10 protein-coding genes, 1 tRNA gene and 1 pseudogene are annotated in these 13,022 nt (G+C 34.8%); 2 read left to right on the top strand and 10 right to left on the bottom strand.

Going from position 1 to position 13,022, the window contains the following annotated elements:
• Window positions 1-5: 5 nt before the first annotated feature.
• Entirely contained in the window at window positions 6-1,121 is a 1,116-nt protein-coding gene (locus tag ACQV2O_RS03115) for a BMP family lipoprotein (RefSeq protein ID WP_428873840.1), read from the top strand.
• 211 nt (window positions 1,122-1,332) lie between these two features.
• A tRNA-Ala gene (locus ACQV2O_RS03110) sits at window positions 1,333-1,405 on the top strand.
• 196 nt (window positions 1,406-1,601) lie between these two features.
• Here the strand turns inward: ACQV2O_RS03110 and ACQV2O_RS03105 are convergent.
• The 10 genes and pseudogenes from ACQV2O_RS03105 to ACQV2O_RS03060 all read right to left on the bottom strand — a co-directional run bounded on the left by ACQV2O_RS03105 (window position 1,602) and on the right by ACQV2O_RS03060 (window position 12,551).
• Entirely contained in the window at window positions 1,602-2,015 is a 414-nt protein-coding gene (locus tag ACQV2O_RS03105; protein WP_428874961.1) for a hypothetical protein, read from the bottom strand.
• Between the two features lie 3 nt (window positions 2,016-2,018).
• Window positions 2,019-2,480, bottom strand: coding sequence for a hypothetical protein (locus tag ACQV2O_RS03100; RefSeq protein WP_428874960.1), 462 nt, complete (start codon window positions 2,478-2,480; stop codon window positions 2,019-2,021).
• Between the two features lie 799 nt (window positions 2,481-3,279).
• Window positions 3,280-4,419, bottom strand: a complete 1,140-nt coding sequence (locus tag ACQV2O_RS03095) for a hypothetical protein (protein ID WP_428874959.1) — start codon at window positions 4,417-4,419, stop codon at window positions 3,280-3,282.
• 641 nt (window positions 4,420-5,060) lie between these two features.
• Window positions 5,061-5,555: a hypothetical protein gene (locus ACQV2O_RS03090; protein ID WP_428874436.1), complete on the bottom strand. Its 495-nt coding sequence runs from the start codon at window positions 5,553-5,555 to the stop codon at window positions 5,061-5,063.
• A gap of 155 nt (window positions 5,556-5,710) precedes the next feature.
• Window positions 5,711-5,821, bottom strand: a complete 111-nt coding sequence (locus tag ACQV2O_RS03085) for an LPXTG cell wall anchor domain-containing protein (protein ID WP_428874437.1) — start codon at window positions 5,819-5,821, stop codon at window positions 5,711-5,713.
• Window positions 5,822-5,908: 87 nt separating this feature from the next.
• The gene (locus ACQV2O_RS03080) at window positions 5,909-6,844 is read right to left on the bottom strand and encodes an ATP-binding cassette domain-containing protein (RefSeq protein WP_428874958.1); all 936 of its coding nucleotides are present in this window, start codon (window positions 6,842-6,844) and stop codon (window positions 5,909-5,911) included.
• Window positions 6,831-7,919: pseudogene (locus ACQV2O_RS03075) on the bottom strand (ABC transporter ATP-binding protein). Before ACQV2O_RS03075 ends, ACQV2O_RS03080 begins: the two are co-directional and overlap by 14 nt.
• A 12-nt stretch (window positions 7,920-7,931) precedes the next feature.
• Window positions 7,932-8,867: an oligopeptide ABC transporter permease OppC gene (oppC, locus tag ACQV2O_RS03070; protein WP_428874957.1), complete on the bottom strand. Its 936-nt coding sequence runs from the start codon at window positions 8,865-8,867 to the stop codon at window positions 7,932-7,934.
• Window positions 8,867-10,363, bottom strand: coding sequence for an ABC transporter permease (locus ACQV2O_RS03065; protein WP_428874956.1), 1,497 nt, complete (start codon window positions 10,361-10,363; stop codon window positions 8,867-8,869). Before ACQV2O_RS03065 ends, oppC begins: the two co-directional genes overlap by 1 nt.
• Before the next feature lie 73 nt (window positions 10,364-10,436).
• On the bottom strand, window positions 10,437-12,551 hold the full coding sequence (locus tag ACQV2O_RS03060) for a peptide ABC transporter substrate-binding protein (protein ID WP_428874955.1): 2,115 nt from the start codon (window positions 12,549-12,551) through the stop codon (window positions 10,437-10,439).
• Window positions 12,552-13,022: the final 471 nt, after the last annotated feature.

Genomic DNA, 13,022 nt, shown 5'->3' with positions numbered 1-13,022 from the left:
ATTCTATGAAAAAATTATTAACACTATCGGCAGCTGCCTTAACACTAGGTGCAGCTACATTACCTTTAGCAACTGTTGTTGCTCAAGAACAAATTTCACCAGTAATCATTACTGACGTTGGTGGAGTGGACGATAAATCATTCAACCAATCTGCTTGGGAAGGTTTACAAGCTTACGGTGAAGAAAATGAATTAGAAGAAGGCCCTGGTGGCTACTTCTATCTTGAATCTAAGTCAGATTCAGATTATGTAACAAACATCAATGCAGCTATCCAAGGTGGATCAAACCTTATTTTTGGTATTGGTTATAAGTTACAACCGGCTATTGATGAAGCAGCTGAACAAAACCCAGATGGACATTTTGTTATCGTAGACTCTGTTGTTGAAAAAGACAACGTAGCTTCTATTACCTTTAAAGACAACGAAGCAGCTTTCTTAGCAGGTGTTGCTGCAGCTATGACTACTAAGACAGACCACATCGGTTTTATCGGTGGAGTTGAATCTGAAGTAATTGACCGTTTCGAAGCTGGTTTTGTAGCTGGTGCTAAAACAGTTAACCCTGATATCGAAATATCAATCGAGTATGCTGGTCACTTTGCAGATGCTCCTAAAGGAAAGCAACTAGCAGCTTCAATCTACTCTAGTGGCGCAGACATCATTTATCATGCTGCTGGTGGAACTGGCCAAGGTGTATTCTCAGAAGCTAAAGACCGTGTATCAAACGATCCTTCTCAAGAATTATACGTAATTGGTGTAGACTTAGACCAAGACGCTGAAGGTTTAATTGAAATTGATGGTGAAGAGCGTCACTTAACATTAACATCTACATTGAAACAAGTTGGTGAATCAGTGAAAGCATTTGCTGAAAAAACACAAGCTGAAGGCTTTGAAGGTGGCGTTCAAACTTTAGGTTTAGCTGATGGTGGTGTAGACCTTACAACTGAATTCTTAACTGACGAAGTTAAGAAAGCTGTTGAAGACTACAAACAACAAATCATCAATGGCGAAATCGTTGTCCCTGAAAAACCAGGTGAAGAGATGACCTCTAATGAAGATGCTGATGCAGAAAAAGCTGAAGACGAAACAGAAGAAGAAACTGCTGAAGAAACTGAAGCAGAATAATAATTTAAAATTAATTACAAAAAAGAGCAAGCTTGAGATAAATCAAGCTTGCTCTTTTTTCTATTTAGAACTACTTAACGTATATAATAGAAAGTCTTTTGATTGGATTAATTATATTCGACTATTACTTCTAGAAACAATTAGGATAATGTTTTTTCAACTATTGACTTATATTTCAAAATTGCGTAAGATATATGTGTATTTCTATATTGGGGGCGTAGCTCAGTTGGGAGAGCGCTACAATGGCATTGTAGAGGTCGTCGGTTCGAGACCGATCGTCTCCATTTACAGTAATAAAGGGAATTAACTACTGATAAAAAGCTTGATATTATAAGCTTTCTAGAGGTGGTTATTTTATTTTGTTTCAAATAGTAGTAATCAACCCACGTAAAAAACCACGTAAGATTTAAAATAAACCCCGACTAATTAAAAAACCTCCTTCTCGAATGAGTGGGAGGTTTTTAAATAATTACCTTGGTTTTAATGAGCATAAATAGCTTTTTTAAAAGTTTCTGATGAGCTCGGTAGTTTAACCCATTCATAAACTAATTTGAAAGGCGAAGATTTTCTTTTTATTTTCTTGCTCTCACATAAAATTGGTGAATATCCAGTCGCTTCTAACTGCGCAGCATTTTCTAATAATAATTCACTGAAGAATATCAGACTTTGTTTGTAATTTATAAAATAGAGACCTATAAATTTTAACTTTTTTGACCAAGCGTTACTGAATCTGTTAGCAACTTTTATATGTAATTGTAATATTATTAAAGGAAATACTAGATATGATAGAAGATTTGCAAAAACTATGCCATCTCTTTTGAACCGATAAAAAGTAATAACTGATAAATATGAAAACCATAATACAATAGTACTTAGCAGAGCTATTATTATCATAAATCATCGCCCCTTTCTATATTTGTAGGTTTTTTCTTTTATAAACTCTTTACTTTTTTCCTTATAGAATTCTTCTCTATCACGTTGAAGTTGAAGACTATTTCCATAAGATTCTCTGATAATATTTCTAGAAATTTCCTCATTTTCAATATCTTGATCAGTTTTTTCGAGGCCATCAAGTTTCCCACTTAAATAAACTGTATAAAGTCCTAACATAACTACTATACTTTTTAAAATTACATCTATTAATATTATATTAGGTTCTAAAAATTTAAGTTTATGTGAATAACTCACGTATATAAATATGATAGCTATTAAAATAAAATCAGCTTTAATTGTTAAAATCCTCTTGTTTTCTGTACTTAATATTTCTTGGAATTTCTCATTTTCTTTATCTGGATTTTTGTTAATATTTTTAACTTCTTTAAGAATCTCTCTATCGGATAGAGTAACAATGTTGTTCAAAATATACATTATTATTGTGGCTGAAAAAGAGACTCTTTCGACAGATAAATACATTGATATGCAGAAAATTATTAATGAACTCACGCTTAATAGTTGCATAAAAAAGACTTGTTCGGCATTTTCTCTCCTACAAAAGGTTTATTAACTACATCATAAAACAACCAATTTATAAATACAATAGATTCGATGAAGAATTTCCGTCAACGCTCTAGAGTTGTCAAACATATATTACACAAGCTGCTTGATTACTAAAACAAAACCTACTATTGCAACTATTGTTAGAGCAATCGGAGCTATAGTAGCTAACGAGGCTTTGATAAAGCCAAAAATCGATAGTTGAGCCGCAGTTGCTACGGCTAATAACACCATAAACACCGGGGCTATGACCCCTAAGGCGGTCACCAGCAATCCCATGACAATGGCAAACTCTTTTGCGGGCTTAGGAAGCTTAAAAAACTATTCTCTAATTGATTGTAAGATATCAGCTACAACTTGCAATATCAGAGCTAGTACTTTGCCTATTTCATCTCCAAAGTCACTCATTAATAATTATAGTTTGTTTTGAGCTTTATTTAATTCACTTATTGAATCAAGTGTATCTTCATAAGTAGATTTAAGTTCCCTGCTGCCTCATGCTGGCCTCTCGATAGGTTTCTCGCTAATCTTCAAGCTGCTTAGAAAACAATAAAATAAGAGAGACAAGCACATAAAACATGTACTCATCTCTCTGGTCCAACTTCTTGGGTCACTATAATCAGTAGACTCTTTATTAGTTTAATATTGTAAATTACAGGCTAAATTATTTAATAACAACTTGATCTTGCTCTAATTCTTTTTCTGCACCCATCTTACCAGCGTAGGCAGAAATTACTAATCCCAAAACAGATCCAATGAAAGCATAGATAGAATATTTAGAAGCTTCATTCATAACATCATTTGTTGTTTCGACACCTTCGTCAATTGCTTGTTTTGTTCCACTTTCTAAGCGATTCATTTCAGTTTCAGCGCTAGCAAGTAAATATTTCGCTTGAGCTTGAGCTTCTTCATATGATTTCATAATGTGAGCTGTAGCTTCTTCTGCTTCTTCATCATTTAAATCAGTATTATCAGCAATAGCATTCGATAAAGCATCTTCATCTAAACCTTCGTCAATTGTAGCCATACGATCTTCAATGTTTGTATAAACATCTTTCATCGCTTGCTCAACAGGTTTTCCATCAACTACAACGCTTTTAGCTGCATTTTGAATATCAGTTACCGTTTCATCTAACTGATTTTGTAAATAACCTGGTTGCAACTGTTCAATTTCAGTGTCTTCTAGTAAATCTTGTACTTCTTGGTCTAAGTTCGATGTATCAAGCTGTAAGTTATCTGTTACAGCATTAAATGCTTCTTCAGATAAATTACCTGCAGCTTTTGAAACATTTCCTATTGCATCTCCAGCAGCACTAGTTGTCGCACCAAACATAGCACCAATTGTATTGAAAGTTCCTGTCACTGCTGATGAAGCCAATACTACTGCTACAATTAGGCCTGTAGCCCATGTCAGGAAACCATGAACCATACCAGCTCGGTGTGCAGTGTATCCTGCGATAAATCCTCCGCCGGCTAAACTTAAAATTAATGACACAATCGTCCAAATGATTAAGCCCATTCCAACTCCATCTAATGGATTAACAGCGGTTAAGTCAGTAGCTCCAAGTCCGATAGCTGCCCCAATTAAAGAGAACAACATGCTTAAAGCGACGAAAGTCACTAATCCAGCGAAAACAGCACGCCACGATAAGTTTTCTCCTATCCGATGATGATGTCCTATATGGTGATCATGATGTGAGGTATAAGTGTGGTTGCCAGTATCCTTAGTAGGATCCTTTACAACGACTTTACCCTGACCTCCAACAGTAGGCTCAACATTGTGCTTATCTCGTTCATTATTCATATAAATCCCTCTTTCTTAAAGTTTTAACACTCAAGGTGCTTTAAGGTACAATTTATCTTTATAGTGGTGATAAATACTATAAAATAATTGCTTTAGACAAATCGTTCTTTTAGAACTTTCCTTATCCTTAGCATACTAACTTATTTGTAAAAATTCAAATATAACGCTTCTAAAGACCAATTTAATCATAGCAATAGCGTCAGTCAATGGCTTGATGACCCAATCTAAGGTTGGATGATCGCTAAGATTCCAAGCGATCATTTCAGAGTTAAATAAATCCATAATAGGGCTTAAATAAGCAGAATTTTTCCCTAATTTAACTTTCAGTTGCCATTCATTTTACACTAAAGCGACGATTGAGGTGGTTGGGAGCATTTGTTCCCACAGTGCCTTCGTAAGAGCTATAGCGACGTGACTCCGCCAGAATTTTGTACGTTTCAAGCTGAGCTTACCCCTGATTCGTAAAACTTTTCTTAGGGCTAATTTTTTGATGGCATGTTTTGTATAATTAAGCTTTAATTCATCGATAACCAAGAGTATATGTGTCAAAAAGAAAAGAAAAGGAGACCAAGCAACCATTAGTGGCTTAATCTCCTTGGATAGCATCAACCCTATTGGACATAGAGCCAATTTATATAAAATCACTCACCAGTAACTTCTTTTGATAACTCAATTGCGATATCGGTAGTGTCTTCAATCTCATGTTTTAAATTGGCGAAACTTTCAAGAATTTCTTCAAATGATTGTCCAATTTCTTCTTTTAATTCATTAGCTGAATGAGCTAAAACTTCTTTAAAATCAGAATCATCATTTTGATTAGCAAGAGAATGCTGCGTTTCTTCAATTGAACTAAATAATTGATTTTTCAAGTTTGTTAGAGAAAATTTTAATTCTTCTGCCGTTTCTGAAAAAGATACTTTAGCATCTTCACTTGCTAAAGCAGCAACATCAGATAACTCTTGACCCTTTTTAAGAGCAAGCTCTTTATAAGAAGCCAATTGATCGCGCGCTTCCACACTCGATTCTGATAATTTCTTACGATACTCCTCTGTTTTTTCAGGGTATAGATAATTAACTACCGCATAGGCACCTGCAAGACCTGCTACCATACCGATAACTGTTTTTAATTTGGTCATATTTTTTCCACTCCTTAAATCTTTTTTAAGAAGAATTCATTTTAAAGACCTTCTTAATACATAAATATTAACAGATAAAGCCTTTTCACTCAAGAAATCTGCTTAAAAATACACCCCTAAACTACCTAAGGGATGCAGGATGTCTGAAAATAAGCTTAACGCTTATTTTTATTGCCTTTGTATACCATTGCAATACCACCGATTAAAGCAATCGCTGCGATCACGATCAAAAACCAAGTAGCCATTTCGCCTGTTTGTGGTAACATTTTTCTACCTCATTTCTAAATGATATATTAATTTTACACTAACTTATAATAAAAGAAAAGCCGAGATTAAAACCTCGACTTAAACTCTCAATGATACATTTCCTGATATTTAGCCAATTCAGCTTCATTACAATAAATGTAGTGTTCTGGGAGTACTTCACGTACTTTTGGTATATCAGTTGAATAATCATGCATTTCAGGATCATAAACTTTCAATTTAACTTTACGAGCAAGCTCTGGGTCTGGAATAGGTACAGCAGAAAGTAAAGCTTGTGTATAAGGATGAATTGGATTACGGAATAATTCTTCAGTTTCCGCAACTTCAAGAATACGACCATTACGAATTACTGCTATTCTATCAGAAATATAACGTACGACTGATAAGTCATGAGCAATAAAAATATAAGTTAAGCCATTCTCACGTTGGAATTTACGGAGTAAGTTAAGAACTTGCGCCCGAACAGAAACATCTAAAGATGAGATCGGCTCATCTGCAATAACAAGTTCTGGTTCCATAATAAGAGCTCGAGCAATCCCAATACGTTGACGTTGTCCACCTGAGAACTCATGAGGATAACGATACATATGCTCAGATAAAAGTCCAACTTCTTTAAGCATATTCTCAACTTTTTGTAAGCGATCTTCTTCATCTTTAAATAAATTAAAGTTATAAAGGCCTTCTGAGATAATATACTCTACTGTTGCACGGTCATTCAAAGAGGCAGAGGGATCTTGAAAGACCATTTGAATGCTTCCAATTAGCTCTTTACGCTCTTTTTCAGATAATTTAGTATTAATTCTTTTACCTTTAAAGAGAATTTCTCCTCCTGAAGTCTTATTAATACCATTAATTGCACGACCAATAGTTGTTTTACCAGATCCAGACTCACCTACTAATGATAAGGTTTCTCCTTTAAATACATGGAAAGTGGCATCTTTAACAGCAACGAACTTGTCTTTGCCTTCACCAAAAGTGATTTCAAGGTCGTTTACTTCAACTAATTTTTCTCTATTTTTCTCCATTTGCTAACTCCTCTCTAAGAGCTGCATCTGCACCATGAACTTTCTTCAATTTTTCATGAAGGTTATGAATAACAGATGGTTTTTCAGCTTCCGGTGCTCGAGGATCTAGTAACCATGTTTTAGCGTAGTGAGTGTCTGAAACTTTAAACATAGGTGGTTCAGCTTCATAGTCAATTTGCATTGCATAAGGACTACGTGGAGCAAAAGCATCTCCTTCAATTTTTGTATAAAGAGAAGGTGGTGTACCTGCAATTGAGAATAGATCTTCTTCCGGATTTGATAATTGTGGTAATGATGATAAAAGTGCCCATGTGTAAGGATGTCTTGGGTCATAGAAGATATCTTCTACTGTTCCTGTTTCAATGACTTGTCCCGCATACATTACTGCAACACGGTCTGCAATTTGAGCCACTACACCCAAGTCATGAGTAATAAATATAGTTGTAAATTCATATTCTTTTTGTAATTCTTTTAGTAATCTTAGAATTTGAGCTTGAATAGTAACATCCAAAGCAGTCGTTGGTTCATCACAAATCAATACTTTAGGACGACATGCCAATGCAATTGCAATGACAATACGTTGACGCATTCCACCTGAATATTCAAACGGATAATCATCAAAACGTTTTTCAGCGTCACGAATACCAACACGCTCCATTAAATCAATCGCTACCTCTTTTGCTTCTTTTTGCGAAGCATTACGATGCTTAGTAATAACCTCTGTTATTTGAGTTCCAATTGTTAAGACTGGATTCAAAGAAGTCATTGGATCTTGGAAAATTGTTGCCATTTCTTTACCACGATATTTTAACCATTGTTTATCTGAAGTAAAATTTTGTAACTCATCGCCTTTATAGATAACTTTACCTTCTGGAATACTACCATTTTTTTCAAGCATTCCTGTAAATGTTTTCGTTAAAACTGACTTTCCTGATCCAGATTCCCCTACTAAAGCAAGAACCTCACCTTCATAAAGGTCTTAATCGATACCACGAATAGCAGTCAATTCAGAGTCACGCACCTGGAATTTAACAACCAGATCTCTTATTTCTAATATCTTTTTCTTTTCTGTCATTTCAATTGCCTCCTATATGTGATTCTTAGGATCAGTTGCATCAGCTAATGCTTGACCCACAATGTAAAGAGAAACTGAAATCAAAGCAAGAACAGATACAGGAATCCAGAATAAGTACGGTTTTGAAGCGATATTTGTGGAATACTTCTGAATTAATCCACCTAAAGAAACAATATCAGCTGATAAACCAACTCCAATAAAGGATAGGAAAGTTTCAGTCGCAATAAATCCTGGTAAAACTCTGGAAACGTCTGTAGTAATGATTGATGTTAAATAAGGCAAAATGTTTTTAAAAATCATTCGTCTTGCTGGTGTTCCGAGAGTTCTTGATGCTAAATTATACTCTCGATCACGCATAATCATTACTTGTACACGAATAAAGTATGCCGTAAAAATCCATGAAGTGAGGGTCATTGCAAAAAGTAAATTCCAAAAACCATTCCCTAATGAATAGGCTAATACCATAATAATTAATAACGGTGGAATATTAGCAAAAACATTATAAACCTCTAGCATGAAAACGTCTATTTTTTGTGACATTCCCCAGAATGCACCAACTACTACACCAACCGTCGTAGTGACCAAAGTCGCTAAAACTGTGATTGAAATGGATGTTTTTGCTCCAGACCAAGTAGCATCAAATAATGATTGTCCATTAGCATCTGTACCAAACCAGTGCTTTGCACTCGGTTCAATATAGCGTGCTGATAAATCATTAATTTTAGCAGTATCCATTGGATCATAACCAGAGAAAATAGGTTGGATAAATGACATTAAAATGATTGCTGTCATAAGAAATAAGAAGAAAATAGCAATCTTATTTTTACCAAAAGTTCTCCAAACCGATTGCCAATAAGAGTATTTTGGTGAATTAATTTTTTCAGCTTCTTTTTCATTTGTTTCTACAAAACGAAAAGAAGCATCATTAATATTAGGTTGTACTTCCATTATTTATCCTCCTTCACTTCTAGGCGGATACGTGGATCCACAAGAGTCATCGCAATATCGCCTAACATGATAGAGACAACCCCTAAAACTGAGAATATAAAGATTAATCCAACAGTGATTGGGTTATTATGAGAAAGAATTGCATCTGGCAACATTTTACCCATTCCAGGAATGGCAAATACTTGTTCAGTGATTGTGGCTCCAGCAATTGAGAAAATAATTGCTCCAGGAACACCGTTCACAATTGGTATAATCGCGTTCCTAAATATATGTTTGCGAGATATTTCTGATTGACTTAAACCTTTCGCTTTAGCAAATTTAACATAATCAGATGACTGCTGATCGACCATATAGCGTCGAATCCACATTACAGAACCAGATAGAGCTAATAAAGCTAAAACAATAACAGGCATTATATAGGATTTAATATTCCCAGGTCCAAAAATTGGGAATAAATCAGGTAGCCCAAAGAACTTATTACCAATATATCGTCCAAAGAAAATGAAAGCAACTGAAGGTACTGAGATTAAGAGTGTGATAATTGCAGTTCCTAACTTATCTACCAATTGACCTTTGTATCTTGCCATAGCCATAGCCATTGGTATAGCAATAGTATACATTAAAATAATTGAGGCAATGCCGTTTCTAAATGAAATCATCATCATAGATGGATCTTCGTTATTAGAATCAGCCCCTGCATAGTTTGAACCTTCAAACATACGTTTTTCTGTTAAAGAAAGTTCAGCTGTTGGTTTGTAGTAACGTGTGTAAGGATTAATGGCAGATTTAAAGGTTTTACCATCTGGCATAGTAATTTCTTCTGTTACTGAACGACCTTGTTTGTCCGTAATAACATCCACAACAGGCTTCCCTGCAAAAGTAGGGTATGAAACTCCTAAATTAATTTTAAGGAAATTTTGGTGGATAAATGGGAATTTATTATTGAAGTAGATTTGGTAGTAATATTTTGTACCTGAACCAGTTAATGCCCAACCAGCTGTTGCGTCGTGAGTGATTTGATATCCACGCTTTAGATCAGGATTTTCCGGGTCTTTAATACGCCAAGGGTGATCAAACTCAATCAAATTTTTATAAAAATTTAAGACCCTTGCACCAATTGAAACTTCATCGGTAGCAAAATAGCCTCCGCTTATCGGAAGTTGACCTACTTCCCAATTTTGGTTATTTTCTTGCCATTTGTCTATAATTGCTTGATTCTCGGGACTTTCTTGATTTGTAAATTCTGGATAGTCTTTTTGAACTTCCTTTTGAAAGTCACGTTGATTTAAATAATTAATATACCCCATTCGGTCAAAAGCGCTATTTTGATACTCTAAAAGTTGATCGGGTTGTGACTTTAATTTAGCAATTGCAGGGTCATCTTTGAAGATTGAATTTCTCGGCACCAGTGAAAAAATGGCTAAATACACTAAAGTAGTAACCATAAAAATCGAAAATAGTGACCGAAGAATTCTTTTGAATAAGTATTTTTTCATTTGAATCCTCCTATAATAAATGAAAAAGGCCAATTTCTCAGCCTTTTTCATCTAAGATTACATTTTCTTTTGACTATTCAGCCGCTTCTTCAGTTTCTTCAGCTGATTCATCTTTCATTTCTTCAGTTTCTTCAGTTTCTTCAGCTGACTCGTCCATCATTTCTTCTTCAGTTTCTTCTTTAGAAGCAGACTCATCAGTTTTGCTTCCACCAACTTCACTTGAAACACTTGATCCGTCTAACTTATTAGCTGACCAATTATCGTAAGCCGCTTGCCATTGTTCATATGAAACAGGTTCAGATTGAACTTTCAAGAACTTGAATCTACGTTGACCAGTACCTGCAAATGAGTAAGGACCAGAGAACGGAACAATATTAGTAACTCGTAGGTGTGATCCTAAAGTGTTAAATGGAATTGCGATTGCAGAATCTGTTAACCAAGCTTGTGCCTTAGCATAAGCATCGTAACGAGCATCTAAATCATCATTAATAGCATCAGCTGCTTTGACCAATTCAGCATATTCGTATAATCCTGAAGCTTCACGTGCTTCTGCATATGGATCTTCTTGTCCTTCTTTAAGAATTGGATCAAAACCAATTGGAACTAAGAAAGTACCATTAGTAGGTAAATAAATATCTAAGAATGTTGATGGGTCTAAGTAGTCAGGAATCCAACCAGATTCATTAGTCATATCATAATCAACTTCTGCAGCAACAGTAGCGTTGAATGTTGCGTTTAAATATGTATCTTGGTTTAGAAGAACTGGATTAACTACAACATTTTCAGAACCTAAAACTTCTTCAAAAGAAGCTTTTAAAGACTTAGCAAAGTTGACAGCCACAGGAACTGTTTCTAGAACTGGAATATCTAATTGAATTGGGTAGTCTACGCCTTCTAATTCAGATTTTGCTTGTTCAATTAATTTTTGAGCTTTTTCTGGATTGAAGAATGCATCTTGTCCATCTTCCAAATTGATTCCTTCATAAAGTTCCGGATTCATTTCTTCAAGGTGACGTGCTACTGCTTCTCCAAATGACTCTTCTTCTAACATAACAAATTCTGGTGCAACTAATAAGTTACGAATATCTGTATCAGCAAATTCTTCACCGAATTTTTGTGTCATGTAAGTGTGTTTATCGAAAGCAAACATAATTGCTTGACGGAAAGCTTTATTTAAAAGTGCTTGGTGAGTGTCTTCATGTTGCTTTTCAGTAGTTTTACCAGTTGCTTCATGCTTCAAACGGTTTAAGTTAAACTGTAATAAGAATGAAGATCCTTGACGTTGTTGTTGTGTGATATAACCGTCGAATTCTGCTTTAACATCGTCATAGATTGGTAAAGTAGGATTTACTGTAAAGAACGATACAGCTCCATCTTTGTATAGACGGTAGAATACTTCTGGATCAGAACCATCATTGTAAGTAAATTGAACTGTGTCTAAGAATACATTATCAGCATCCCAATAATTTTCGTTCTTAGTGTATTCAATTTCAGATTTAGCAGTTAAGTTAGAAAGTAGGAAAGCTCCATTGTATAAAATTGAGTCTGGAGTTAATGAACCGAAATCATCTCCAACAGAATCTAGAAACTCTTGATTGATTGGATATAAAATACCATAAGTTGTTTTTGAGTTGAAATATGGTTCTGGTTCTTCGAGAGTATATTCAAGGGTATAATCATCAATCGCTTTGACCCCTACTTCAGCAAAATCAGTAATTTTACCATTTACATAGTCGTTAAGACCTTTAATAGATGATTGTACGATTGGTAACATTTCTGATTGAACCTCTACAGCGTGTTTTAAACCAGTAACAAAATCGTGAGCAGTTGTCTCAGCCACTTCGTTACCGTTGTTATCAAACCACATAACTCCTGGACGGATTTTATAAGTATAGACTAAGCCATCTTCTGAAACTTCATGAGACTCTGCAACTGATGGGATGTAGTTACCGAATTGGTCGTTTTCGTATAATCCATCGATGAAGTTAACTGTATGACTTGTATTTGAATCACGCATAGAGAATGTATAGTCCAGTGAAGTAGGATCCCCTAAATAAGTAGCTTTATATTCTGGAACTAAATCACCAACAATTTCATCTTGTGCTGAAGCCAATAATGGTGATACTGCGGAACCTAGCGTCAAAGCAGTTACAAAAGAAACAACTACTTTTCTTAACGATTTCTTCATTAATTTTCCTCCTTAAAAATGTACAAAGCGACAAACAATAAAGTTTTTCTGAGTATACTTCCCTCACTTTCAAAAACTGTAATTGCTTACATTTTACCAATTAGTGAAAACGCTGTCAAGCCATTTGATTTTAAAGTTTAAGTCTTGCAGCGATTGTAAGTCAGTTTACTTTGTTTTAGTATGAAATAGAAAGAGCAAAACTAGAACGGTTGATTCTTTCTAATCATTCCTAAGAGGGTGTAGAAAATGTTATCGTTTTCTCACTCCTGTCCTTAATATTAAACAATCTTCCAAACAATTTCCATATTAGTTTGATTAGAATTTGATTTGAAAAGCGCTGCATCTTCTAATAATCTCAACTAAGATTAGCGATGGTTAGCGATTAATCAAACTTTACTATCTATATATTCTCACAAAGCAATAAACTAATAACTATAATTATATAATTTATCAAAATTTAGTTAATAATAT

This window comes from Facklamia sp. P13055 (assembly GCF_050409445.1).
GTDB lineage: Bacteria > Bacillota > Bacilli > Lactobacillales > Aerococcaceae > Facklamia.
This window is presented reverse-complemented; position numbering and strand designations above follow the sequence as displayed.